Source organism: Moorena sp. (assembly GCF_982860115.1).
In genome coordinates this window covers 15447-40370 of the sequence record NZ_CEYLVT010000015.1, presented here as the reverse complement: position 1 = coordinate 40370, position 24924 = coordinate 15447, and the positions used below count along the sequence as shown (strand labels likewise).

The following is a 24924-nucleotide window of genomic DNA, read 5'->3' as shown; positions in this document are numbered from 1 at the left end:
AAAAGTACCCTTGTGGGTACTGTCAGAGCCATAAATTACTTTTTACATTTGATATAGACATGTTCAAAACATATCAAAATTATTTTTTCTAAGGAGTTCCCATGGCAAATCGTTCAGAGAAGTCTTTTGACGTTCGCCTCGACGCTGCAAAACTAGCTAGAAGTCGAGACTATCCTACCCATAAAGCCAATGGGGATGAACAGCGACACGCTGATGATCAGTATTTTATGTCCTTTACCAAAGGGCTACCTCACAATCCTGATACAGGGCTACTACAAGACCCACAGGATTTTGTCGAGTTTCGCCGTGCAATAGACGATGGCTTTATTGATCCCTTCTCTGATCGGGTACGTCATGGTGCCAAATTTGAGGTAGTATTTACAGGTCAAGACTACACTATTAAACCTGAAACTAACCCTGATCTCCTTGAGGACTTTAGACAATGGGAAGCACCAACTGCAGGGGTTGTCTTTGAGCTAAACGGACCAGATCCACAAGCGGTTACCATGCCTCCGGCACCACCGTTAATCGATGCTAACGGTAAGGCTAACCAAGAGCTAATTTTTGAGATAGCAGAGGTCTACGAATTAGCCATACTGAGGGATCAGCCCCTCAATGACTTTGAGAAAAGAGGAGCGAATAGCAAAATCGAGAGTTCTATCAATCGTCTCAATGTCCTCGACTATATTCGCAACCAAACTGGACGACCTCGTAAGGTGAATGGCAGAGGCAGGCTTGATGAGCAAACGGTATTCCGAGGCTCTTCTCCAGGAGTGGAAGTCGGTCCCTATCTCTCTCAGTTTCTACTGATAGGTAATGTTGATCTCAATGGTGGTGGCAACGTTGCAGAAGGGAAAATTACCTATGGTGCTTTGCAAATTGATCAAAAGGTTCCCATTGCCACACCTAAGCTAGATTACATGACCAACATGGAAGACTATGTCTTGGTTCAGCGTGGGATTAAGCCAGACACAGAAAGCTATGTTTTAGAGAATGATCAAAACCCTAAGCTACCCGATCGTCCAGCTCGTCGGTTTATCTCCACTCCCCGAGATTTAGCTACTTATGTTCATTACGATGCTCTCTATGAAGCGTATCTCAACGCTTGCATCATTCTCCTGGGGATGCAAACACCCTTCGATCCTGGTTTTGATCATCTTTCTGGGGGTGGTGTGGCAGCAGGTAATCCAGCAACCCGTCGCAATGCTAATGGTTTTGCCCTTTATGGCGGTCCACACATCTTAACGTTAGTTACTGAAGTCGCCACACGAGCACTCAAAGCTGTCCGCTTCCAGAAGTTCAATAACCATATTCGCCTGCGACCAGAAGCATTGGCAGCCCGGATTGAACTATTACGGCGATTTCAAGACCTACCTAATGAAGCTAAAGCTAGTGTACCCAGAGCATTACTCAAGTACATTAGAAGGTTTCAACGTGAACTAGAAAGCAACGGTACTCTCAACTTCATTTTGGAACTAGCCAATCAAAATGGCTCTGGCTCACAGAATTATCTACTACCAATGGCATTTCCTGAAGGGTCTCCCATGCACCCTGCCTATGGTGCAGGACATGCCACTGTTGCTGGAGCCTGTGTGACCATGCTTAAGGCATTCTTTGATACCAGTGCAGTTTTAGTAGAAACACCAGTCAAAAACCCAAAACCCGGACAACCAAGGACACAGATCAGATTTAAACGCTATAGCCCCAAAGATCAGGCTATTGTGTTCCGTGCCCCTGATCTGTCTGCCTCAAAAGATCAGGCGAGACTGGTTTCAGAGAGATCCAGGGAGTTTCTGACTCTGGAGGGTGAGTTGAACAAACTCGCTGCCAATATTTCTATTGGTCGCAATATGGCTGGCGTTCACTACTTTACTGACTACTATGATAGTTTGCGCATGGGTGAAGAAATTGCCATCGGTATTCTGGAAGAACAAGCATTGACTTATTCCACTGATCCCTTTGTGCTGTCACTGCCAACCTTCGATGGAGACGTGATTCGGATTGGTGCCCGTTGAGCTCTGACTTCCTTAATGATGGGGATTTCGTTGAATACCCATCATTAAGGAGATGGGGAGATGGGGAGATGCGGAGATAGGGAGATGGGGGAGATTGTTATTAAGGGTAATTGTAAACTATCAGCTGATAGCTCTTTCTGGGATTGTTCCATCCGTATTTATACTTAGACAGCAAGACCCTCCGCTCTGTCACCTTTCGTACTACAAAACGAAGTGCGGAATGTGGGATGGACAAAATACCAAATAGCACCAATGTGATTTTCAAGGGATTTGGACCTGATGCAATTAGCGATCGCCTATCAAGTTTAACTTTTCTAGTGCAGCATCAGACTTTTATAAGAATGGAATTCCAATTTTTCGATCCATTGTAACCGTACATATCCTGATAGTAAGTATCACTATAAAGGAAAACAACAAATTCAGCCACAACAAGCGTGATTTTACCATAGGATTATTGACTCATGCTTGGGTTAATGGGATGACTTTGTGGTCAGAATTTGCCCAGACTCTGATGAGTCTCAAGCCTCATAAATGGCTTGATTTTCAGCGAGGAGTGAAAGCTCTATCCCAGCTACAGCAAGCATTATAACCATGTTTTCATCCTTAAAGCGCAACCACATATAGTGAAAACGGTTGCCATCAACTGTTATAAATTTTTTTCCTTGCATAAGTTTAATTTATAATTTAAAGATTATCGGATTTTATAAAGGACGTAAAAGCTAATTATCGAAGCATTATAATTCACTGAAACTCCCAGGAAGTGATAAGCAAAGTGGTATTTACTCCCACCCCTGCAAAGAGTTAGCTTACCAGTCGTTTTTCGCATATATTCCACAATTTATCTAGTGTATCGGCAGCAGTAGATCTGATGTGGTAATTAGCTATTTCTGAAAGTACGGTCTCAGCAGGATTTATCTCTACTATGGGCACATTTAACCTACGAGCTTTATACAAAGGTTTAGTAATGTATTGGTAGTCTCTGGAGGTGCCGATCACAAAAATGAGATCAATGGGAGCATTATCTAGGATCTTGAAAGTTTCTTCCGACGAACTCATATGATGTTCACCAAATAACTCAATATCCGGACGAATTAATCCTTCGCAAGCTGGACATTTTGGTGGTAAATCCATCGGTTTACTATATCCGGCTAGGAGTTCTTCTGCAGTTGTCCTGTAAGAACAATTTACACAAAATAGTTCGGAGAGTTGTCCATGTACTTGAATCAAGTTTTTAATTCCGGCTGCGCGCTCGAACCCATCTATATTCTGCGTCAATACCCATGTACCTGGTTTCCAAGACTCGATTTTTGCAATGACCTCATGAGCACGATTGAATTTTGCTTTATGACAGGCTGCTCCAATTTGCCACAGATATTTCCACGTTACTTCGGGACGAGTTTGTAACATGTTTTTACTGATAGCTTCTTCGATTGGTATACCTTCTTGAGTAAGAACACCGTCGAAAAGTCCACCAACACCCCGATATGTAGGTAACCCGGAGTCTGCAGATAAACCGGCTCCAACAATGAAAAGAATAGACTCTGCCTTGATAATGCAATCAGCAACAACACTCAGAATATCACCCATTAGTTTCTAAAACACAACATTCTAATTTTAGAACATTTCTCGATTCGAGTTAACAACTTATTTGAACACCCTGCAAACAAGCAAGCTTGTATAGAACTCTAGCTCCGACATTTCCATCCGACTCATCTCCAACATCACCAGGTGCAACTTCACACAAATCAAAACCAATAATTGTTTTGCCTGTTTGAAGTAGCGATCGCCAACGTCAAAGGGACGCCCAGCCTAACTTTCAACCCCCTTGTCACCCCCTCAGGCTTTTTTCTGAACCGAGTCAATTAACTCAAGATTCTCAATCAGCTTTTCGGACTCAAGCACATAGCAGGGGGATGGGATTTGGGAATAATCAATCATCTTGCTTGTTAATCCCCAAATTCTTCTGAGTTGTTAATTGACTCATGCCAAGGTAAACCATAGGTTCCCAGCTTTGCCAAAAAAGGATCAGGGTTAAGTTGTTCCACATTAAAGACTCCCTCACCTTGCCATTCGCCAGTTAAGATTAGCATTGCACCAAGCATTGCAGGTACTCCTGTTGTATAAGCAACAGCTTGTGCCCCTACTTCTTGATAAGCTTTTGCATGGTCACAGTTATTGTAGATATAGTAGGTTTTTGGTTTTCCGTCTTTTATTCCTCGAATATGGCAGCCAATAGATGTTTGACCTTCATAGTTCTCACCTAGTGAAGATGGTGCAGGTAGAACAGCTTTGAGGAATTGCAAGGGGACGATTTGATGCCCTTCATACTCAATTGGTTCAATACTAGTTAATCCTACATTCTGGAGAACTTGCAGGTGTGTCAGATAACTTTCACTGAAAGTCATCCAAAAGCGAGCCCGTTTAATGGTGGGAATGTGTTTTACTAAAGACTCAAGCTCTTCATGATACAACAGGTATGACTCCCTCTGGCCAATCTCTGGATAATTGATTGACCGATGCACTGAGAACGGCTCAACCTCTACCCAATTGGAGTTTTCATAGTATTTTCCTTTTTGGGTAATCTCTCTGATGTTAATCTCAGGATTAAAATTAGTAGCAAAGGGATGACCATGATCCCCTGCATTGCAATCTACAATATCTAAATAGTGAATCTCATCGAAGTGGTGCTTGAGGGCATAGGCAGTAAAGACTCCTGTGACTCCAGGATCGAATCCGCATCCAAGCACAGCCATAATCCCAGCTTGTTTATATCTTTCGTGGTAATCCCACTGCCATTTATACTCAAATTTAGCTTCATCAGGAGGTTCGTAGTTAGCAGTATCGAGATAATTGACTCCTGTTTTTAAGCACGCATCCATAATCGGTAAGTCTTGATACGGTAGAGCTACGTTGATAACTATGTCAGGCTGAAAATCCTTAATGAGTGCCACCATTTCTGCAACGTTATCTGCATCAACTTGGGCTGTTTGTAATGAGGGATGGGCAATAGTAGCGGCAATTTGATCGCATTTTGCTTTAGTCCGACTTGCTAGGAGAATCTCCAAGAAAACATCTTGCAACTGGGCGCATTTTTGAGTTACTACATTACCCACTCCACCTGCGCCAATAATAATAACTTTTGCCATAACTGCACTATTGTTAGTTAATATAGATATTTATTTTTTAATTCTCAACACTGATCAATAATAACAGATATCGACTTGGGAACATGTCACTTATGCAGAACATTTGTAATAAATCTGGGTAATGGGTAATAGGTAATGGGTAATAGGTAATAGGTAATGGGTAATAGGTAATGGGTAATAGGTAATAGGTAATAGGGGGAGCATGTCACTTATGCAGAATATTTGTACATTATCTATAGCCCCCTCATGGGTTTAAGCTTGCTCTCATGGTACATAGTACAAATGTTCGGCAACTTTGACCTGCTTCCTATCGACTTCTCTTCAAGCATGAACAATATTTTAGGCAATCGCGACAACAGTTTTAAACTTAAGATATTAAACGTAAGCATAGGACTTCTATACCTCATAGATACAGTAAAAAATCCTTAACTGAACTGTATTGGTTTATATATGTCCGACTACTTAGGATACATTCAATTCCCTTGCACCTGAATTAGGATTGACCTTTGGTCACGCTACGCTCCGGAAGCGTTTCGGCAAAGCCGACGCTACGCGAACGCGAAGCGTGGCCAAAGGCCTCAGCTTCCGCTAAGAGCGATCGAAAGCTTTTCTTCCATGAAGCACTCGGAAGTTTTGTATTATCATGCAGTCTCTAGGCTCTAGATGAAAAGAGTATTGATAGGCAGGACTATTTAAGAATTTAAAGCAAGCAAAGTAAGCTTCATAGTTTTGCTGCTAAATTTCTAGGTTCATGTTTTCTCAATCAAGATTAGTCGCTGTAACGCTAGTACAAAAATAAATTATTGTGAGTTAGCTCCAAAGTCAGATGTATACCAATTCCAATCGCCAGTCTGATCCTCAAATCCCGATTTGTAAAGTCCATTCTTAATCGCAGAATCAGGAAGTTTATCTAGAGGGATGTAGGGGTGGGATTTTTGACCTTTTTCCTCAACAGGTTGGTTTGAGACAGCGTTATAGTGGCAATGCATTAGGATACGAGTATCATCTGTGTGATTTCCTTGAGAACCATGTATCGTGTTTGCATGAAAGAATACAGCATCGCCAGGTGCCATTTCGCAATCAACAACTTCTAGCCTTTCTATCACTTTTTCCATACGCTTTGGATCGCAGACATCTCCATTACCTTGCAACACAGGTTTAATACGACCCATTAAATGGGACTTTTTGATGACTTGCAAGCAACCATGGGCTTTAGTATTTTCAGTGATAGCCACTGTACAAGTTACAATGTTGGGAAAAAGACAGCCGTCACCATACCAATAGGTGTAACCTTGATGCCAATTTATGACAGTATCATCATATGGCAGCTTTTGAACAATTTTTGAGTGCCAATGATAGCACTCCTCACCTAATATAAGTTCCGCAGTATCGACAATCCGAGTTAATCGAGTCACTACGCTAACCAGACTATCATTTAAACCATTCCAAACAGCAGCATGCCAGGGTTCACCCTTTTGGTTGATGACAGTCCTGAAAGAATTGGCAAGATTGGGATCGTTATCGCAAACTTCCCGGATTAAGCTAACCTCCTCTGAATCAAATAACCCACGGACGATAACATATCCATCTTCGTGATATTGAGTGAGCTGTTCTTGAGTTAAGCGATGAGTTTTCCGTACATCTGTGTCAAATTTCGATGCAATCATTTGAGAGTCCATTTTCTACTGTTATTTTAGAGATTGAGATTTTTGAATCAGATTTCCATCAGTTGTGGTGGAATATGAGGATTGGATTGATATTCGCTATAGCGTTCCTTTATCCTTTCCCCAACAACTTCTGCGAAAACCAATAAATTGTATCTCATTTTCACGACGGTTTTACCACATCCATTGTGGGAGAGACAATCTTTTTAGATGCTCACAAACCGCCTAATATATTTCCATCTAGGCTTACAGGAATCATCCTACGGATGTAATCATGAAACTGCTGTTGACCTGCTTCTTTAGTAGGATGATAAGGACCACAGTGTTGCTGACCTTGTTGGTAAAGTGCTTTCCTTCCCTGATGGATCTTGGTCATCAGATCATGGTCTTCATATTCTATTTCGTACATATACTGGTCAAATGCATTTAGAAAGTCTTGATGTTGAGAAAACTGCTCTTCTACCAGACGATATTCGTGAATTGAGCATGTGTCGATGCTTTCTGGTATAACAACTGCAACTAGGGCAAAGCACTGATAGATTTCAATAATAATATTAGGATAAATACAAAGCCAGACAGCACCGTAATCTTCTGGGAATTTACCAACATATTTGCTATAGCAATCTATATAGTCTCGCAGAGCAGAGGTTTTGATTTGAGGTTTTTCTCTAAGATGTATCGCTTGAACAATAAAATCATCTCGGAAAATCGCTTCAATATATCTTGAATCGAAAAAAGTTCTAAAGTTAGGATGATATGCTTCTAAGTGGTAATTATCTAGAAAGGTATCCATATAGCTTTTCCAATTTACCTTAACGAAGAAGGGCTCATGGGAATATAAACTTAGCTTTTCGAAGTTAATATTTGTAAATGCTTTAGAAGTTTCTAGAGCACCTTTCAAGGCAGAATCGTTTTTAGGAAACACAAAACCATCATAACTATCGATGGATTCCTTTTCTAGAGAGTGTAGGGCATGATCGCATTCTATATTAGCCGAACTCAACATCTTCCCATTGAGATCATATGACCAGGAATGCACTGGACAGACAATGCTGCGACAATGTCCCTTGTCTTTGAGCAGGGTTGCATAACGATGTTTACAAATGTTTTGCAGAACCTGAATGTTTTCCTCATTTTGAATCAGAACCTTTGTGTCCATTGTGTGTGGCAACACATAATAGTTCTGAGATTCGTTGACAAAGCTACTGTGTCCTAAAAAAATATCCTTAAATTGACAACGCTTCTTTTCTAAGGCAAAGATTTCTTCGGAAAAATAAAATTCGTGAGCAAGGGATAGCATATTGATTGTCCTAAGTAGGTAGGTTTAATTAACTGTAAAATGGAAAAAGCTTAAAACTTGAAAAAAACCTATTTAAGTTGAAGAGAATGCCGCTAAGGCATCACCAGCAAGGCGACAAGTCCGCCAGTCGTTGAGAAAGGTTGCACCTTGCTGTTTGTAGAATGCGATCGCACTTTCATTACAATTGAGCACACTCCACTCAAATCGCCCACAGCCTTTATCAAGTGCCATCTTTGCCAAATAGCCAAAAATTTGACTTCCTACACCCTGACGACGATAGTTAGGTAAAACAAATAGAGCTTCTAAATATAGACCGGGTTTCATCAAATAAATAGAGAAATTGAAGAAGTAAAGAGCGAATCCAGTCGGTACACCATCTGCACAAGCAAGGATTGCCTCGGCCTCAGGATGAGAACTAAACAAACTTTTATGAAGTTGTTCGCATGTGCCAGTGACCTTGTGGGAGAGCTTTTCATGGTCAGCCAGAGCCATGATTAGCTCGAATAGAATAGGTACATCATCAGGTATCACCGGACGAATGTCAATTGAGTAATTCATAATTTATACTTATACCACTTGAAGGGTTAGAAATTTAGTGGCGTTTAATCGACTTTGAAGATTAGTCTGGTAAAATTGATGTAACATGTTTTAACATAGCGGTCTTGTTAACAATCGAGACCGTTCTTTTTTTACTACAAGTTGCTCTAATTTTCAAGCCATAAGGATTGTAGCTGGGTTGTCACCCCCTAAGCTTAAATTGATAATTATTGATTTTTCTGAAGCACCTCCCCCAGGATTAGCCGGACTTTTTGATTGTAAATTTTTTCTTGATGTTGACGATGTAATAACTTAGATGTAATAACTTAGCTTCTTCTATAACTTGAGATATTTCATCATAATTTAATCAAGGGCAATCGTTTGGTTTGTTTAGGATTTTTTTTGATTTAATCCCAAGTTTAGCTCATGGTTCATGAGGTCCATAAAATTAGATAATATCCTCTTATTTGATAAAAATTTGTTTTTTGGATAGGTCTAAGGTACAATGTAATACTTTTGCTTCCATACTTGTTTAAGTACCGTTACAAGGGCTGTGAAGTTGTCCGGATTTCCTCGATTGTTTGATGTGAAAAGAGTATAGAGAAGAAAGTGGGCACATTATGAGCAATCTATATCTGTTAACAACAAGTCTACTCACTGGTGGAGCAATGTCTGCTCCGCCACCACCACCCCTACCTGCCAATCCCTCAGATAGCCTCTCAAGCCTGTTAGTGTCAACAGCTAATAAAGCATTGCAGGCTGGGGTTAGTCACAAGATTGTTCCTACCCTAGAAACCACTGTAGAAACCTCCTCTCCTCAATTTAGTAGTCAATTTAGTAGTCAATGGCAGAAACGTAGCCCTGCTAAAGTATTAAAGTATCAGCAAATAAAGTATCAGCAACGTTTACCCAACTATCGACCTGCTACTCCTTCACCAAAGTCGGGAACGGAACTGTATTACCAACGATTAGCTGCCCTCAGAGCTGGCAAACTTTATACTCGCTTACCTGCTCATAGTTTCTCATCGTTTTGGGCAAAGGGATTAAATCACAAAGGAGTGCCTCTCACAAAACCTACCTATCAGCAATGGAAACAACTCCTGGCACAGGAAGCCAGAGCTGTTGCCTACGGACAGGGTAACAATCGTCTGTCTATGGTAGTGGGAGATTCCCTAAGTTTGTGGTTACCCGCACAGGGATTACCTAACTATCAACTGTGGCTCAATCAAGGCATTTCTGGTGAGAATACCAGTCAAATTTTGAGTCGATTATCGGCATTTTCCCAGACTCGTCCTGATACAATTTATGTGATGGCAGGTATCAATGATTTGCGTCAGGGGAAAACCGATCAAGTTATTGTCAACAATCTGCGCCAGATTACTCGTCAATTGCGGCAAAATCACCCACAAGCTCAACTGATTATCCAGTCGATTTTACCGACACGAGCTACTGCTATTTCTAATCAGCGCATTCGTAATCTTAATCAACAAATTGCTCAGATTGCTCAACAAGAAGGAGCAGCCTATCTCAATCTTCACAAGTTGTTTACTGATAGTAAAGGTCAGATGGAGCCAAACTTGACAACCGATGGTATTCATTTAACGCCTCTTGGCTATCAGGTTTGGCAAGAGGCGCTACAGTATACAGAATCGTTGATTGCTGCAAATCGAGCTCGTGCTTTATCGCTCTGAACGGGATTGTCGGGAAGCCAGTTTTTCAAAATTCGCTTGGGTTTGCTGCAATAGTTGCTCTCGACTATCTGCTGCTTTAGTGAGGTGAGGAACTAATTTGCGGGCGTGGAGTGCCATGTGAAACTGAAGCTCGGCGACATAATCGCTAATGCCTTCAGAAGTATGTTCATTGTGGGGTTGAGTAGAATGCAAATCCAAAGTGTCCTCCTTGTCTAACGTCACCATTAGGTAGTTCGAGAGCGGGAAAGCTGTGTGTCCAATCAGCCGATAGGAACCCTGACTCGATGTATGTTACAGAACATATCATGGTAGCCAATGGTATATCTGATTTTGTAATGAAGTTTAAAATATTTGTTAATATTTGTATAGTTTAGGTAATTTATACAACGTCGTTGTCAATTTTGTGGTAAGAAATACTGGGAAAGTAAGTAGGTGAGGTAAAAAAAGCTGAATTATGTAACGCTAGATGAAGCCTAAGATTTTTAGGAAAATCTAAAGCCCTCAGCTTTATACCCCCCAGCTTCAGGCTGAACTTCGACTTGATCAATCACCCGATCAGACGGTCGGTGATTTGATACCCAAAGTGCCTGAGTGCGATCGCTATTTACTTTACGCCAAAAGTCTATATCTGCTCTGTCCTCTGCATGCATCGGGTGTAGCAACGGACAGCTGTATGGACGATCTTTGGTGATGCACAATACCAGTTAGACAATAAACGACATGAGTTTAAGCAAATCAGAATATAATAAATCTGCCTATTTCTATGATGAGATAATGAATTCATTCAAAATGGATTTTTCTCTCTATGAGGACTTAATTGAAATAGTGAAGCCACAATCTATTTTAGAGCTAGGTTGCGGAATGGGTCGGTTGTTCCCAATATTTATGAAAGAAGCGAAAGAAATTACTGGTATTGATTTAAGTGATGAACTGATAGATAAAGGAGAAAAATACTTTAAAGTAAATAACGTGAACAACGCCAAAATTGAGTTTATTAATACAGATATGTGTTCATTTAAAATGAACAAAAAATATGACTTAATAGTTTTCGCGTTATCCGTATTAAAGCACTTAAAGACCGACATAGATAGACTTGAAGCGTTAAAAAATGCTAAAAATCACTTAAAACAAGACGGTTTCATTGTTATTGACCATACCCCTTTTTTGTATGCTTCTAAATCTACCGATTGGATTGATGTAAAAAATTCACTAGTAGTGGACTGGTTACCGGAATCAATTGTTATTGATGGCTACCAATGGAAGAAATCTATAGAAGGTGACAAGGACATTCTTCTCTGGAGATATAACGATTCAGAAAAAACACATTTTGAAGTTAAATTTACAACTTACCGATACGATATTGACAACCTTATTCAGCATCTTAGTGAACTTGATATGAACCATGAACTGATTCTCACTGAATGGGGAGTCAATGGTCTAAGTAATAAAGGAAAACGATTTATTGGGTTGGCAAGCTATCCAGATAACAAATACAGCCCAAAACATGACCTCCTAGAGAGGGTTATAAAACGTAATGAAAGATTATGGTCTGATCAGGATCTTTATCTTGAAAATAAAGGTGTTGCATAATGTAAGCATATGCGCTACGCGCACGCTGCGCGAACAGCCGTCAGCCGTCAGCTAAAAGCTCACGCTACTTGAGGTGCCGTCAGCTTACTTGATTCAAAAGCACCTCAAGTACTGTGGCACAGGCTTTGGCCTTGGCCTTTAGGCCACGCTACGCGAATGGCCACGCTGTGCGAACGACGCTGTGACTTATATAGCCTGATAGCTGAATGCTTACCACTAAGACAAAGCGATTGACCTTTGGTCACGCTACGCGATCGCATTACCTGTAGCGGCGGACTGACGTAATGCATCTGCCACCTTGAGAGTATAGCAACTATCTACTGGGGAGACATACAGGGGTGTTCCTTTAACTAGATGGTCAATTACCATAGCGGTATCTTTAAGAAACAAACCCCGTCGCCCTGCTACTTCAATTGGTTTGGTTTCCTCTGCCTTAATCAGATTACCTTGGTCTCCCTCAAACAGCAGTGTGCCTTGGTCTCCATGGACCTCAAAATTCCGTAACCTTTGCCTGAACATTTCCCCTTTACCATAGGTAATATCTGCGATCAGACCACTAGTAAAGCGCAGTTGGGCATTACATAGACAGGCCGTAAAGTACTGATCACCAGCATCCCAAAACTGCGATTGACAATACACAGAAGCGACCTCACCAAACAAGTCTGTAAAGCGGTGAATGCGAGAAAGAGCACCAATGAAGGGAAAGCCAAATAGTTCCAGATTGTATGTCCAGCCCCTAGGTGCAGGGTGTTTCGGGGCAATAGTTACGTAACGGGCATAAACCGGTTGACCAATTTTGGGCAAAGATTGGCGCAAGGCTTGATGCAAGCCCCCTAAAAGCTCAATATGTTCTACATGGAGGAGCTTGCCCTTAGCGTTGGCAAGGGTAATCAGGGATTCGGCTTCTTTGGGGTCAAGGGAAAGGGGATATTCAGTGACAACATGTTTCCCAGCATTAAGGGCAGCACGGGCAATTGTGCCATGATCCCGATTAATCGTGCTAATAAATACTAGATCAAGCTCCGGGTGTTCTACCAATTGCTGCCAGGAATCCACCACTGTCGTGCCGTGGGTTTCAGCAAACTCTTGGGTTTTGGCAGGGGTATGACCACAGACCGCCAGTAAATGCGATCGCGAATCTGCTTGCAATGTCTGCGCTCGGAGCTTAGCCGCAAACCCAGTACCAACAATACCAGCTTTAATTGGGAGATCAGTAATACTGTTTGTCACAAGGAATTATCAAGGATTAAGGGTGATTGTGAACATACTCCCTTAAGGAAAGGCAAGAGGCAAGAGGCAAGAGGTAATAGGTAATAGGTAATAGGTAATAGGCAATAGGCAATAGGCAATAGGCAATAGGCAATAGGCAATAGGGAAAAATTCCCACGACACTTACCGCGCCCCCGCCCCATCTCCCCATCTCCCCATCTCCCCATCTCCCCATCTTCCCCTCCTGGGAGGGGTTAGGGGTGGGTTACCATCTCCCCATCTCCCACACCGATTGCTAGATCAAGTCGCGGGAGCGCCTGGTGCTTGCTGCTGACTATAAATATTGGTTTGGGTGCCATTGCGAGCCCATTGACGATAATCCAACAACAGCTGGTGCATCAAGGTTTGCTTAATCCTGACCAAAACGCTTTTGAGCAAACCATTGCCAGTGGTTTCTAAGATTGGCTTGGGAGTAAGGGAAAAAGGTAAGGGCACATCAACCTTGACCGTTAAATCCGCTCTGCCGGTGAGCTTAGTGACTCCGTGATCTTCCCAAGGATGCAGTTTTCCGGTTAATTGCAGTGCAAAGCGTTGATTGATGTAGTCCAATCCTATAATTTCACAACCGATAGACCTCAGATGAACGGTAGCGTCAGATTCTGCCCACACTTCTAGATCTACCGTGGGCTGAAATGTCAAGGACATAAAGTGTAATGGATTCATTTTCAGCCGAAAGCGCTTCTGAGTCAGTTGTTGGATGCGATTCAGGTCTGCGATCGCATAAACTATCCGTTCCGGCTGACGCAAGTAGTGCTGAATTGGCACAGATTCCTGTGGCACAGTCATTTCCACACACTGGGAAGCAAAAAACTGGGTGGTCATAGAGGAAAAAACACTCAATACAATGTATGCCTTTACTTAATATTACTTTACAATTCTTCAGTTTTGGTATTAGAGTTTTCATTTTACCGGAGCATGTTACCCCAGAGAATACTTTTTTTTCATTTTCTAGAGATTTTTCTATAGATTTCTAATCGTCTTTTTCTGCTTCCACGATTCCCTCAACCGTTACTGATACTCTGACAGGTGGGGATGGTAACGATACCCTCAACGTTGGGGATGGTAATGATCTAATTGACGGCAAAAATGACAACGATTTGCTTAACGGTAAGGGAGTTGGGACTTAGTAAATAGTTAGCGTTACTTTGCGTCTGTTTTCAGTAGCTTGCGGATATATTCGCCCCCTGAGACATAGACCAACCATTGACGTCTGCGTTCGAGCTTTGTAGCTGACCGTGTTCATGTTCTTTTAGCCTTACTTTTAACCAGTATTCGCCCTTGCTCATTGAGCGGTTTTGTGGGTATAATACTAGGTGAGAACAGGCTAAGACGCTATGGCTCCCAATCACTCTTACACGACAAAACTGAAGCTTAACAACCGTCAAAAAACTTTGATGGCCAAACACGCTGGTTTTAGTCGGTGGGTGTACAACTGGGGTTTAGCGATGTGGAAAGATGCCTACAATGAAGGGTTAAAGCCTAACATTAAAACCCTAAAGCGGTTATTTACCAACCATGTCAAACCTGAGTATCCCTGGATGAGGGAATTATCCTCAAAGGTTTACCAATATGCGTTCATCAATTTAGGGGAAGCATTCAAAAGGTTTTTCAAAGGATGGGGTAAGTACCCTAGATTCAAATGCAAGGGTAGAAATGATCGCTTTACTATCGATAATTCAGGGAGACCGATTCGATTAGGTGGACTAATTCATAACTTACCCTTCCTGAAGCAGGTTAGAACGTTTGAACCCCTACCAGATTGTCTAACTAAAAAAGTCACAATCTACAAAAAAGCCGGGGAGTGGTATATTAGCTTCTCCATGGAAAAGACCTTTGAACCAACACTTAAAGAACGAGAAAGAGTTGGTGTGGATTTTGGGATAAAAACCCTAGCTGTATTAAGCTCTGGTGTAGAGTTTGAAGGACTTAAGCCTTACCGCAACGCTCAACGGAAATTATCTAGAGTTCAACGGAAATTATCTAAAAAAGTAAGAGGCTCTCAGAATTACTCAAAAACCAAGCTTGAAGTACAGAAACTTCACCGTCGAGTTGCTGATATCCGAAAAGATTATCTTCACAAGATGACCACTTATATAGCTAAAAACCACAGTGTAGTTGTCATAGAAGATTTAAACGTTTCTGGGATGATGGCTAATCATAAATTAGCCAAAGTTATCGGTGATCTAGGACTGTATGAAGCCAGGCGGCAACTTCAGTATAAGTGTGAACGCTACGGTGCCAAGTTAGTAGTAGCTGACAGGTTCTTTCCATCTAGTCAATTATGTTCATCATGCGGAAATAAACAGCCAATGCCTTTATCTGAAAGGATTTATGAGTGTGGTTGCTGTGGAAATAAGATTGATCGGGATTGGAATGCCTCAATGAACCTAGAAAGCTATAACGAGTACGGCTCGACTCGTAAGCCTGCTGAGGGTTAACCGCTCCCATGCCCCCGTTGAAGCAGGAAATCAACACACAAAGTCTCGTTATGTGACGCTTTGTAGACGTTTGATGGAGCAGGTAATGATGCGATCGCTGGTGGTAGTGGCGATGATTCTCTTTACGGAGAATTAGCTATTACTATCAACCCTAAAAATGATATGATCGCCATTGCATTTTCGTCTTCCTCGACAACAGAAGGTAATAATTATCTAGATGGCGGAGATGGTGATGATATTCTTGGTGGTGGCAGTAACGATGTGATTTTAAGTATTAATAGTTAGTAGTTATCTAAGCATTCAGCTATCAGCCATCAAGTTTTTGTAATAGTGATTAAACGAATGCTTACCTATGCAGACTGTTCGCGTTCGCGTAGCGTGGCCATTGGCCTTGGCCAATGGCACCTCAAGTAGCGTGCGCCGATACCCATAAGCTGAATGCTTACATTCTTAGTAACAACTTCTTCCAACTAGATTATTCCCAACAAATGAGCTCTTGTTAGGAAGTTGAGAACCCCAAGAATCCCCATCAAAATATTCGACTTTAGTTGTACCATTTAAAGTGTATTCAGCCAAGGTACCATCCCATGTCCAAGAAGAACCCAATTTACTTAAAGGGCTATTAGAAAGTTTTACTGTTGCTATTCGAGAACCGAATCCTGATAGACCAAACTTTTCTACAGCTACGAAAGTTCCTGAGCTATTTACTAACAAAAATGATGCTATTCCTTTTCCCTCATCCCAATCCCATCCGCGAATGCTATCACTATTTGAAATATTAATAGTCGCTAGTTTACGACCGAATTGTCCTGTGTCTGGATTAAATTCCTCTACAATTACAACTGATTTACTACCGTTGAATATAACGTAACTAGCTAGACGACCTTTATAACTCCAACCTCTAACTGAATTAGATTGGGAAATTGTCCTGCTACTTGCATCCCCTTGTATATTCCTATAACGAAGCTTGGCAGCCGAACCATTAAACTCAACAGTAGAACATGCCTGATTAGCAAAGGCAGGTTGAGAAGATAAAAGTGTTAGTAAGGATGTAGCCATCAACAAAAACTTGATATTCCATCCATTCTTAACTATCTTAACTAATTTAAGTAGCATTTTGATTTATTAATGTTTAGTTTGTGAAATTTATGCATAAATTATACACAATCCGGGTTGGGTGGTCAAGATGCTGTTGGCGAATTATTTCTTAATATCTGAAAGCGTTATTATGCGGTTATTACCTTAACAAAACTAGATAAACATTAACTAACTTGCTCAATTAACCCTACAGGTAATTCTGCTAACTTTTTCAACTCCAATCCTCCCTCAAATATCTCATCAATGGCCAGCATTTGACCATCAATGGTCATAAACTTATGATCGTTTGTGGCTCGAATCACTGAGCCATCGTCTAGAGTATATTCAAACACCTCTTGCTCTCCCCGGTTATGCCACTGAGCAATAGGTTGGGTATACACATAGCCATTACTATCAACGCTATAAACAGTACATGGGATACCTTTTTCGACAATCTCACCAATCGCCATCGGACCATACTCTACTGTGATAATCTCCGTATCATAGCTGAGACAGTATTCGGCAAATTTAATCATTTGGTCAAATAACTCTTCAGCTATGTCTTGAGTCACGCCATTTTTGGTTGAACCATCGATAAAAATCTCCCGATGCTTCTGCATCTCAGCCACTTTCTTCTTACCCATGCAATTGTGAGCAATAAAGTCATTGGCAATAAAGTTATGAGTGTCAGCAATACTTAAATCAAAAACATCCTCTTGGCCAAGATACTTCAGCTCAAAAATCTCATCCCAGAAAATATCTGAGTCAGCAATACCTTGGTGACGTGCTAAACTCGGAGTCGCCACTGTTTTAGTTAATTCGTTTCCACTTTTAGCTGTTAACTGTTCCCTGTTCCCGACTTCTGAAACAAGTCTAATGATATTATCAGTTAGCTTAACTTTACTATTCGACAGTTCACGAGTATAGGGAATTGGTAATGCTTTAGCTAAACCGATGGCGCTTCCTATAGTAAACTCTTTCAGAGGCTTCCATCCTAGAGTGGTGTAGAAAAGATGATCATCGGTGGCGCGAATGTGGCGGTTAGTTTTGGTAGTAATCTCCCAAACATCACGAATCCCATTAGGATGAATTTCGATAATTGGTTGTTGGGTAATTTTTTTGGTCTTTAAATTCAGAGAAAAAACCTTTCGTCCCAACCAGTAACTAGATTTAGAAGCAATCTCCCTCAGGGAAACTAAACGACCGGTTGCTGGATCCACTATCTCAGTTGATCCACTCAAACACCGCCTCAGTAAATCCGCTTGACCTAGAGAATAACCGGCCAAATCCTGCGCCATCCGCATGATGCTTTCCTGAAAGCAGTTATGAACGACTACGCCATGAGCCAGAAAGTATGGGGAAGATTGTTCCTCCATTTGTAGATCAAAACACTCTTCTTGCCCACTCTCTTCCACAGCGGTAACATAAACTATCCGAACATCCCAAGTCTTGTACTGTGACTCTTTCGGTCTAGATAGGGTTGCCTGTAGAGTTCCGTAGGGTGCGTTAGGGACGGGCTCGCCCTGATTTTCCACCTCGTAGCCAGCTTTGGAACAGCCCGTCCCGTAACGCACCACCGGGTCTAAACTGTTGCTGGCTCCGGGATATTTTTCATAAACTTGAGAACCCAAACCATGAGCATTCTTGACGACTGGGTTTACTGGTTTCAGCTCATAGGCAAATTTGTCTCCATCTGGTGTTAAAAAGCGATGGTTTTTACTGGAATAGATAACTGTACCACTAGATAGGGTAATTTTCAGGATATCTTTGATACCACTGCGCCATTGCTTAGCTACCCTTGCTGGCCAAACTTGTTTACCATCAGAGGTTAATACTAGGTCGCCAGATTTAATTTCTTCAATGGGCACATAAGAACCATCGGGCTGATCAATTAACGTACCTTTCGGTAAACATAGAATTCCATAAGTCTCCTGTAAAATAGGCTCTAATAGAGGATGTTGATACTCTACTTTTTCTCGACCATGTTTACGATTAATAAACTGAGGAATCAGACCAGCATCCAGAGGACCAGGGCGATAAAGAGCGAGAATTGAAGAAATATCTTCAATACTGTCAGGTTTCAGGTCTCGCACTACCTGACGCATTCCCGAAGATTCTAATTGGAAGACTCCTTCTAACTGGCCTTTCTCTAGGAGCTCATAAGTTTTTTGAATATCTAGGGGTTTTTTCTTCTGTTCACCCTTGTCTAAAATTTTCTTAGCTTTAATTTCATCTAGGGGAATCTGATCTAAATCCAGTTTAAGATTTTGAGTCTTTTCAACTAACTCTTTGGTTTTCTGAATAGTGGTTAAGTTCTTTAGTCCTAAAAAATCCATTTTCAGGAGTCCCAGAGCTTCCAGGTCTTCCATATAATACTGGGTAATCACTGCACCATCATTATTCAGTTGTAATGGCACAATTTCATCTAAGGGATCTGCTGAAATAACCACACCAGCAGCATGGACACCAAAGGTTTTATTTGTTCCTTCAATCCGAATCGCCATATCCACCCAGCGACGCACTTCCGGATCTTGATCGTAAGCCTCTTTAAACTCTGGTGTTGGTGTTTGATCAGAAATCATCACTGAGAGTTTGGCTGGCTTACCTCGCGCCACTGGAATCATCTTAGCCATACGATTAGAGTCTTGGTAAGAAATTCCTAACACTCTCGCTACATCTTTTAATACCGCTTTAGAGGTCATGCGGTTAAATGTAATAATCTGGGCTACTCGGTCTTCACCATAGAGATTAGTAACATATTTAATCACCTCATCCCGTCTTTCAATGCAGAAATCTGTGTCAATATCTGGCATTGATTTCCGCTCTGGATTGAGAAAGCGCTCGAACAGTAGCCCATGATGTACAGGATCAATGTTGGTAATTTCTAGGACATAAGCCACTAGGGAACCTGCTGCTGAACCACGACCCGGACCAACGGGAATATCATTGTCTCTGGCATATTTGATGTAGTCCCAAACCACTAAAAAGTAGGTAGAAAACCCCATCTGCTGGAGCATTTTTAACTCATACTCCAGCCGTGCTTTATACACTGGATCAATTTCACTACGAGAGCGACACTTTAGCCGCTTCATCAGTCCATTCCAGGTAATTTCTTCTAAATAGGTGTCAGGGGTATAATCCTTGGATACCTTGTAGTCTGGGATGCGAGGCTCTCCCAGAATATTGTAGTGCTTGACTTTATCGGCCACTTCTAAGGTATTTGCGATCGCATCCTCTATCACCTGGGCCGCTAAGTGATCTCGAAACAGCCGTTTCATTTCCTCTGCTGACTTGAGATACTCCGTGCCACTATAGCGCATCCGTTTCTCTTCCGTAACCAGTTTAGCGGTTTGAATACACAGCAAAGCATCATGAGCTTCTACGTCATAGCAGGAGATAAAGTGGGAGTCATTAGTCGCAATAATTTTAATTCCTAATTCATTAGCGATTTTGACAATCGCAACATTAACCACTCGGTCTTCTACAGAGCCGTGGTCTTGAATCTCTAAATAGTAATCATCCCCAAAAACCTCTTGGTACCACTTAGCTACTTTACGGGCTTCATCTAAGTCACCTTTTAGGATAGCTTGGGGCACTTCGCCCCCCAAACAAGCACTGGTAACAATTAATCCTTCGTGATATTGCTTCAGTAATTCTTTATTGATACAGGGACGAGCAAAAATTCCTTTGCCCTGCATCCCTTTGAGGTGAGAAAGAGTTGTTATTTTTACTAAGTTTTTGTACCCTTGGGTATCTTTTGCTAAGACAACTTGATGATATTTTCGGTAACGCTTATTGACCTCAATATCACCGTTTATCACATACATTTCGTTACCGATTATCGGCTTAATGCCCTTTTTTAGGCAAACTTTAATCAGTTCAATAGCACCATACATCACACCATGATCTGTCAGTGCGATCGCAGGCATTCCCAACTCAACAGCTCGATCCACCAGTGCTGGTAGCTGAGATGCTCCATCCAGTAGGCTATAATCACTGTGAATGTGTAGACCAACAAAAGACATAGTTACTGTTAATTATAAACCGATGTTGCTGATTATTTGAATGATTAACGGACTTACGAGCCAGGTCTAGTACCAAAAAACTAGTCCCAAAAAAACTAGTCCCAAAAAACTAGGCTTATCTTAAGCACGGAAATCAGTTAAACGACTTCCAACCCTTCTCAACTCCGATGGTGGATTTTTAACCTGATCAGCATTCAAATTTCGGTTAAGTTCGCGAATACGGCGGGACAACATACGAATAATCTTAATTGCAAATTCTGGTGTCTCATCAATGGCATCATAAAGTTGTAGCTGTGTCAACATCAAACAATGGCAAGGTTCGATCGTGGTCACAGAAGCGGAACGAGGTTCTGCATCAAACAAGGACATCTCCCCAAAGCACGCTCCTTGCTTGAACTGTGCCAAATTCCGCTCACCAATGTGAACTCTTACCAAACCTGAGACTACAATATAAAGTTCCCTACCCTCTTCCCCTTGAGCAAAGATGGTATGGTTAGAAGGAAAGTCTAGCTCGTCCATCACAGAGGCTAGTCGCATCAGAAAATCGTCCCGCAATTCGTGAAAAATTGGGACACCCCTGATAAAAATTAAACGATCAATGCTAGATAACATTGGTTAGTGGTTGGGTTTGCGGTTGGCTGCTAGCGAATAGCCGTGCTGTAGTAAAATACAAGTTTAACCCATAGGGATAATTGTTTATAGTTAATGGCTGACTAGACCATGAGGTGGTATTAAGGGGTGAAATTAAGATTCAACCACTGTACTGTAGTAATTTCAGACGTAAGTATTCAGCGGTCAGCGGTCAGCGGTCAGCTTATTTTATTCAAAAGCTGTTCGCACCTCAAGTAGCTTGGCCACAGGCCAATGGCTGATAGCTGATAGCTGATAGCTGATAGCTGATAGCTGATAGCTTACTTTCAGACCTTATTGAACGTCATGGTCTACTGTCCACTGCCATCAGACATTAGAGATTAGAGATGATGCCAGCAAAGTTTACAAACAATAGGCAACTATACTGATCAAACTATCCGATTATCTCTTGTGCTTGAGCAGCTACCAAAGGGTCTGGGTCATTCCTAAGCACTGGCAATAACTCTGCACAAGCACGAGGTGACATCTCTTTGAGATAAGCCACAACCGCTTCCCGCACAAAACCGGTAGGATGACGTAGACAACTTAGAGCCGCTGCTGGTGCTAGGGAACAGCGTGCTGCTCTGGCCACATGAAAACAACAGGCTAGGGGCCAATCTGACAGAAAATGTCGTAACTCGATTAAGCGACGTAAGCGATCGCTTACATTCATGGGTTGATAAGGTACTAAATCCACTAGGGCAGCTAATTTTTCTTTCAGAGAACGCCGGTCTAAAATTGACAAAAATGCTTTCTTATTAGGAATATCTAGGGTATTATCCAAAATTTCTAGCCCTAGGGCAATGTTTGAGCGAGAATGGGATGCTAGATTAAACTCAGCTGCTTTGATGGCACTCGATGGATAAAGAAACTTCATCAGTAAGAAACACACCTCTACAAGATCTTGTTGAAGATCATTAAGCCCCTGCCGCAGCAAATCTGCCTCCAGTCCAGCTATTTTCTTTGAGGTCAAATCCAGCAGTGCGCCATAAATTTGACCCAAAAACATCAATTCTTGCTCAATTAAAGTTTCTATACCACTACGCCCTAACTGGTTCATCACCGCTTCAATCCCAACTTCCCCTGGAATCTTGAGCAAGATCGTGAGAATATTACGACGGGTTGTCCCCCAACTACTCATCAACTGTTGCACCAAATGCTTCATAGCTTCAGGAGTACCCTTTTCAGTTAGGGCGTGGAGTCTGCCAATCTCACCGAGAGCCATCCAAGCTTGCCGCCTTACTACGTCTGGCTTGTGAATATCTTCAGACAAAACCCTCAATAAAGGAATGGCTTCATCCCCTTGTTTGACCAACGCTATACGAGCAGCATTGCGGGTAGATGTGTAGTAGAGTGCCTTGACTAAAGACGGATAGTACTTTTCAAATCGTTTAGCAGCAATCACATCTAAACAAGCACACCGTACCTTTAATGACTTATCCCTTAACAGGTTATCAATATAAACCACCAAGGATTCCAAGTAATCCATCTCTGCCAAAGCTCGGGTACCCATTAACCGTTCTTGCTCTTTTTTTGAGGTGAGCATCCGCCGCAGGGTTTTGACGGCTTCAAACTTCTCTTTTGGTGTACCCCGACCCATAATTAAAGCAGCTGCTGTAGCTCTTACGGTTGGGTCAACAGCCGGTTGTAGATAAGGCTTAATTGTCCGAATATTCAGGTCTTCCTGAGCCAGCCAAAAATAGCGCAATGCTAAGGCCAGGACTTCTACTGGTGGTCTTTGATCAATCAACCCAGACACATCTTTTAGACAATCTGGGTTGGGATAGGGCAACATCACCTCTAAACTCTGGCGCTGCAAATCTGTAGACATTTCTACCAGCAAGGGAGAAAGAACCTTACTCGCTTTTTCTGGAGCGATTTGAGACAACAGTTGAATGTAAGCAGAGCGGTTATTCGGCTCAGTTTTCAGTCGTCTTACCGCTTCCTCAAAGACGGTCTTAGTATCCAGGAAATTGGTATTGGCAGAACCCAAACGTCCTTGCTCAGCATTGATCAGCAGCAATGAACCATAATTAGCCCGCATTAACCAGGTACTCAGCAGCCATAATAGGGCAAAAATCACTACCATGAAAATAAACACCCAATGCCGCAATGGCTCAAAATTGGGGAAAGCCCAATTTAGCAGCCCAATGGTGGCTAAAATCCCAAGACCAGTAATGCCAGTAGTCATGGGTTTAGCAATCCCTTGCACAGTAGTTTGAACCACAGACCGTAACCCTAACGGTAAGGCTTGGAAAAGTACCGGTTCAACACTAGCTACTAAAGTAAATCGCAATAGTTCATCAACGAATCGGAGTAAGACTACACCAATAAATAGCCCTGTTATCCAGCTAGGCAACCCAATATCAAACTTTACCCAACTTGCCATCTTAGCTAGGGTCACTAAGCCAATCACAGATAAAGCACCAGGTAATACCATAGCGCTTAGGAAAAGACCAAAGCGATCAATCACCCGACTAGAGATAAACCATTGGGTCACCAATTCAAAAAGTCCCAAAGTACCACTGAATATACCCAGAAAACCAGCAATTGCTGAACCATCCAGGGTTTCCTCCAATTGACCCATATACTGAAATTCAATTAGGAGGTACAGGGCTTCCCCTAAGATAAAAAAGGCAAATAAAGGGATGACATAGCGTCTGAGGGATTCACTAGGCTGACGCACAGCGAAGTCTGGCTCCATTTCTTCCCACTGTCGTGCTGGGGAGTTAGGAAAGGCTTGCTGGTAGTGCTGACATATATAAACCAAGGTCAGTGCTCCGATGAGCATCATGCCAGACCCAAAAGCCAGCACATTGTTGAGTCCCACGAACAGCAATAATAGAGGTAATGAGAAGCCAGAGAGGACATCAGCTACCAAAAGCCCACTGGAGATTAGGGGGTAGGTACGCTTAATTTCCCGAATGTTGAATAACTGATTAGCCGTGACCTGGGAATTAAGGTCATTGAGGATGTACACGGCATCCATCCACAATCGCAATAGAAAGATGGTGACTACAGTAATATAGCCATACTCGATCTCCAAGCCTACGCGGAACACTAACAAGGGTAAGGCAGCTAGGATAGCGATCGCTACCAAGACTGACCTCAAGGGTAAAATCCTCTGCAACCAGGAGTATAATACTCCCAACCCAGAGCAGATCACGGAACTAGCAATATAAATCACCGGTAACCACTTCGCGCCATATTTCTCTAGAAACAAGGCAATGGCACTGTACTCTAACCAAAGCAGTCCCATGGAAGTGGTGGTATGGAAGACGAACATCAACAATGTCCGCTCGCCTTCTTCTGGGCGAAGATTCACCCACTCTAGGATTGTTCTAATCCAGTAACCCTTCAGGCGAGTCGGAGATGGCAATTTCATAGAGTCATTAGTCCTTCGTGACTAGTCCTCAGTCAGTTGTCCTTGGTATTTTAAGCTGCTTGATCTGTGCATGGGTATTGAGGTCTCAATTCCAGGCACCTGGGCATGTGGTTACCAATGACTAATGACCAATGACTAATGACCAATGACTAATGAC

21 protein-coding genes and 3 pseudogenes are annotated in these 24924 nt (G+C 42.1%); 7 read left to right on the top strand and 17 right to left on the bottom strand.

Annotated features, from left to right (window positions below; all coding sequences use genetic code 11):
* Positions 1–101: 101 nt before the first annotated feature.
* A complete protein-coding gene (locus tag AC4II3_RS04765; protein ID WP_488010360.1) occupies positions 102–2015 on the top strand; it encodes a vanadium-dependent haloperoxidase in 1914 nt (637 codons plus the stop codon).
* 518 nt (positions 2016–2533) lie between these two features.
* Here AC4II3_RS04765 and AC4II3_RS04760 read toward each other — a convergent pair.
* The 8 genes and pseudogenes from AC4II3_RS04760 to AC4II3_RS04725 form a co-directional block, all read right to left on the bottom strand.
* On the bottom strand, positions 2534–2683 hold the full coding sequence (locus tag AC4II3_RS04760) for a hypothetical protein (RefSeq protein WP_488010361.1): 150 nt from the start codon (positions 2681–2683) through the stop codon (positions 2534–2536).
* Between the two features lie 133 nt (positions 2684–2816).
* Positions 2817–3602 (bottom strand): Sir2 family NAD-dependent protein deacetylase, encoded by a 786-nt coding sequence (locus tag AC4II3_RS04755; protein WP_488010362.1) that lies wholly within the window; start codon positions 3600–3602, stop codon positions 2817–2819.
* A gap of 49 nt (positions 3603–3651) precedes the next feature.
* Positions 3652–3783: pseudogene (locus AC4II3_RS04750) on the bottom strand (agmatinase); the annotation flags it as partial.
* Positions 3784–3961: 178 nt separating this feature from the next.
* Positions 3962–5161, bottom strand: coding sequence for a saccharopine dehydrogenase family protein (locus AC4II3_RS04745; RefSeq protein WP_488010363.1), 1200 nt, complete (start codon positions 5159–5161; stop codon positions 3962–3964).
* A 588-nt stretch (positions 5162–5749) separates the two neighbouring features.
* Positions 5750–5881: pseudogene (locus AC4II3_RS04740) on the bottom strand (TauD/TfdA family dioxygenase); the annotation flags it as partial.
* A gap of 80 nt (positions 5882–5961) precedes the next feature.
* A complete protein-coding gene (locus AC4II3_RS04735) occupies positions 5962–6840 on the bottom strand; it encodes a phytanoyl-CoA dioxygenase family protein (RefSeq protein ID WP_488010364.1) in 879 nt (292 codons plus the stop codon).
* A gap of 199 nt (positions 6841–7039) precedes the next feature.
* Complete coding sequence (locus AC4II3_RS04730) at positions 7040–8125, bottom strand: aromatic ring-hydroxylating oxygenase subunit alpha (RefSeq protein WP_488010365.1); 1086 nt, start codon at positions 8123–8125, stop codon at positions 7040–7042.
* A gap of 72 nt (positions 8126–8197) precedes the next feature.
* Positions 8198–8683 (bottom strand): N-acetyltransferase family protein, encoded by a 486-nt coding sequence (locus tag AC4II3_RS04725; protein ID WP_488010366.1) that lies wholly within the window; start codon positions 8681–8683, stop codon positions 8198–8200.
* Positions 8684–9282: 599 nt separating this feature from the next.
* On the opposite strand from AC4II3_RS04725, the gene AC4II3_RS04720 reads away from it, so the two are divergent.
* On the top strand, positions 9283–10353 hold the full coding sequence (locus tag AC4II3_RS04720; protein ID WP_488010367.1) for a GDSL-type esterase/lipase family protein: 1071 nt from the start codon (positions 9283–9285) through the stop codon (positions 10351–10353).
* Here AC4II3_RS04720 and AC4II3_RS04715 read toward each other — a convergent pair.
* Positions 10342–10551: a hypothetical protein gene (locus AC4II3_RS04715; protein WP_488010368.1), complete on the bottom strand. Its 210-nt coding sequence runs from the start codon at positions 10549–10551 to the stop codon at positions 10342–10344. The two genes, AC4II3_RS04720 and AC4II3_RS04715, sit on opposite strands and share 12 nt — an antisense overlap.
* A gap of 284 nt (positions 10552–10835) precedes the next feature.
* Positions 10836–11003, bottom strand: a complete 168-nt coding sequence (locus tag AC4II3_RS04710) for a hypothetical protein (protein ID WP_158069663.1) — start codon at positions 11001–11003, stop codon at positions 10836–10838.
* 70 nt (positions 11004–11073) lie between these two features.
* Between AC4II3_RS04710 and AC4II3_RS04705 the strand changes: the two genes are divergently transcribed.
* Complete coding sequence (locus AC4II3_RS04705; RefSeq protein WP_488010369.1) at positions 11074–11943, top strand: class I SAM-dependent DNA methyltransferase; 870 nt, start codon at positions 11074–11076, stop codon at positions 11941–11943.
* Between the two features lie 246 nt (positions 11944–12189).
* Here the strand turns inward: AC4II3_RS04705 and AC4II3_RS04700 are convergent, their stop codons facing one another.
* The 3 genes from AC4II3_RS04700 to AC4II3_RS04690 form a co-directional block, all read right to left on the bottom strand.
* Positions 12190–13173 carry a Gfo/Idh/MocA family protein gene (locus AC4II3_RS04700; protein ID WP_488010370.1) on the bottom strand — a complete coding sequence of 328 codons (984 nt, stop codon included), beginning with the start codon at positions 13171–13173 and terminating at the stop codon, positions 12190–12192.
* 16 nt (positions 13174–13189) lie between these two features.
* Positions 13190–13387 (bottom strand): hypothetical protein, encoded by a 198-nt coding sequence (locus tag AC4II3_RS04695; RefSeq protein ID WP_490722777.1) that lies wholly within the window; start codon positions 13385–13387, stop codon positions 13190–13192.
* A gap of 65 nt (positions 13388–13452) precedes the next feature.
* Positions 13453–14034 (bottom strand): DUF1997 domain-containing protein, encoded by a 582-nt coding sequence (locus AC4II3_RS04690; RefSeq protein WP_488009208.1) that lies wholly within the window; start codon positions 14032–14034, stop codon positions 13453–13455.
* A 173-nt stretch (positions 14035–14207) separates the two neighbouring features.
* Between AC4II3_RS04690 and AC4II3_RS04685 the strand changes: the two genes are divergently transcribed.
* The 4 genes and pseudogenes from AC4II3_RS04685 (at position 14208) to AC4II3_RS04670 (ending at position 15935) form a co-directional block, all read left to right on the top strand.
* Entirely contained in the window at positions 14208–14339 is a 132-nt protein-coding gene (locus AC4II3_RS04685) for a hypothetical protein (RefSeq protein WP_488009214.1), read from the top strand.
* Positions 14340–14546: 207 nt separating this feature from the next.
* Positions 14547–15650, top strand: a complete 1104-nt coding sequence (locus tag AC4II3_RS04680; RefSeq protein ID WP_488009206.1) for an RNA-guided endonuclease InsQ/TnpB family protein — start codon at positions 14547–14549, stop codon at positions 15648–15650.
* 75 nt (positions 15651–15725) lie between these two features.
* Positions 15726–15779: pseudogene (locus AC4II3_RS04675) on the top strand (hypothetical protein); the annotation flags it as partial.
* A 33-nt stretch (positions 15780–15812) separates the two neighbouring features.
* Complete coding sequence (locus AC4II3_RS04670) at positions 15813–15935, top strand: hypothetical protein (RefSeq protein WP_488009204.1); 123 nt, start codon at positions 15813–15815, stop codon at positions 15933–15935.
* A gap of 165 nt (positions 15936–16100) precedes the next feature.
* Here the strand turns inward: AC4II3_RS04670 and AC4II3_RS04665 are convergent, their stop codons facing one another.
* From AC4II3_RS04665 to AC4II3_RS04650, 4 genes are all read right to left on the bottom strand, one after another.
* Positions 16101–16766 (bottom strand): hypothetical protein, encoded by a 666-nt coding sequence (locus tag AC4II3_RS04665; RefSeq protein WP_488029390.1) that lies wholly within the window; start codon positions 16764–16766, stop codon positions 16101–16103.
* Positions 16767–16912: 146 nt separating this feature from the next.
* Positions 16913–20752, bottom strand: a complete 3840-nt coding sequence (gene dnaE, locus AC4II3_RS04660; protein WP_488009200.1) for a DNA polymerase III subunit alpha — start codon at positions 20750–20752, stop codon at positions 16913–16915.
* 120 nt (positions 20753–20872) lie between these two features.
* A complete protein-coding gene (locus AC4II3_RS04655; protein ID WP_293077037.1) occupies positions 20873–21364 on the bottom strand; it encodes a Crp/Fnr family transcriptional regulator in 492 nt (163 codons plus the stop codon).
* Between the two features lie 412 nt (positions 21365–21776).
* Positions 21777–24767 carry an MFS transporter gene (locus AC4II3_RS04650; RefSeq protein WP_488009198.1) on the bottom strand — a complete coding sequence of 997 codons (2991 nt, stop codon included), beginning with the start codon at positions 24765–24767 and terminating at the stop codon, positions 21777–21779.
* Positions 24768–24924 lie beyond the last annotated feature (157 nt).

Excerpts from the sequence above, each read along its gene's own strand:
- AC4II3_RS04670 (WP_488009204.1), top strand. The coding sequence starts at position 15,813 with ATGATCGCCATTGCATTTTCGTCTTCCTCGACAACAGAAGGTAATAAT.
- AC4II3_RS04650 (WP_488009198.1), bottom strand. The coding sequence starts at position 24,767 with ATGAAATTGCCATCTCCGACTCGCCTGAAGGGTTACTGGATTAGAACA.
- AC4II3_RS04725 (WP_488010366.1), bottom strand. The coding sequence starts at position 8,683 with ATGAATTACTCAATTGACATTCGTCCGGTGATACCTGATGATGTACCT.
- AC4II3_RS04765 (WP_488010360.1), top strand. The coding sequence starts at position 102 with ATGGCAAATCGTTCAGAGAAGTCTTTTGACGTTCGCCTCGACGCTGCA.
- AC4II3_RS04735 (WP_488010364.1), bottom strand. The coding sequence starts at position 6,840 with ATGGACTCTCAAATGATTGCATCGAAATTTGACACAGATGTACGGAAA.
- AC4II3_RS04705 (WP_488010369.1), top strand. The coding sequence starts at position 11,074 with ATGAGTTTAAGCAAATCAGAATATAATAAATCTGCCTATTTCTATGAT.
- AC4II3_RS04720 (WP_488010367.1), top strand. The coding sequence starts at position 9,283 with ATGAGCAATCTATATCTGTTAACAACAAGTCTACTCACTGGTGGAGCA.
- AC4II3_RS04745 (WP_488010363.1), bottom strand. The coding sequence starts at position 5,161 with ATGGCAAAAGTTATTATTATTGGCGCAGGTGGAGTGGGTAATGTAGTA.
- AC4II3_RS04690 (WP_488009208.1), bottom strand. The coding sequence starts at position 14,034 with ATGACCACCCAGTTTTTTGCTTCCCAGTGTGTGGAAATGACTGTGCCA.
- dnaE (WP_488009200.1), bottom strand. The coding sequence starts at position 20,752 with ATGTCTTTTGTTGGTCTACACATTCACAGTGATTATAGCCTACTGGAT.
- AC4II3_RS04755 (WP_488010362.1), bottom strand. The coding sequence starts at position 3,602 with ATGGGTGATATTCTGAGTGTTGTTGCTGATTGCATTATCAAGGCAGAG.
- AC4II3_RS04665 (WP_488029390.1), bottom strand. The coding sequence starts at position 16,766 with ATGCTACTTAAATTAGTTAAGATAGTTAAGAATGGATGGAATATCAAG.
- AC4II3_RS04655 (WP_293077037.1), bottom strand. The coding sequence starts at position 21,364 with ATGTTATCTAGCATTGATCGTTTAATTTTTATCAGGGGTGTCCCAATT.
- AC4II3_RS04760 (WP_488010361.1), bottom strand. The coding sequence starts at position 2,683 with ATGCAAGGAAAAAAATTTATAACAGTTGATGGCAACCGTTTTCACTAT.
- AC4II3_RS04730 (WP_488010365.1), bottom strand. The coding sequence starts at position 8,125 with ATGCTATCCCTTGCTCACGAATTTTATTTTTCCGAAGAAATCTTTGCC.
- AC4II3_RS04710 (WP_158069663.1), bottom strand. The coding sequence starts at position 11,003 with ATGCATGCAGAGGACAGAGCAGATATAGACTTTTGGCGTAAAGTAAAT.
- AC4II3_RS04680 (WP_488009206.1), top strand. The coding sequence starts at position 14,547 with ATGGCTCCCAATCACTCTTACACGACAAAACTGAAGCTTAACAACCGT.
- AC4II3_RS04695 (WP_490722777.1), bottom strand. The coding sequence starts at position 13,387 with ATGGGGAGATGGGGAGATGGGGAGATGGGGAGATGGGGCGGGGGCGCG.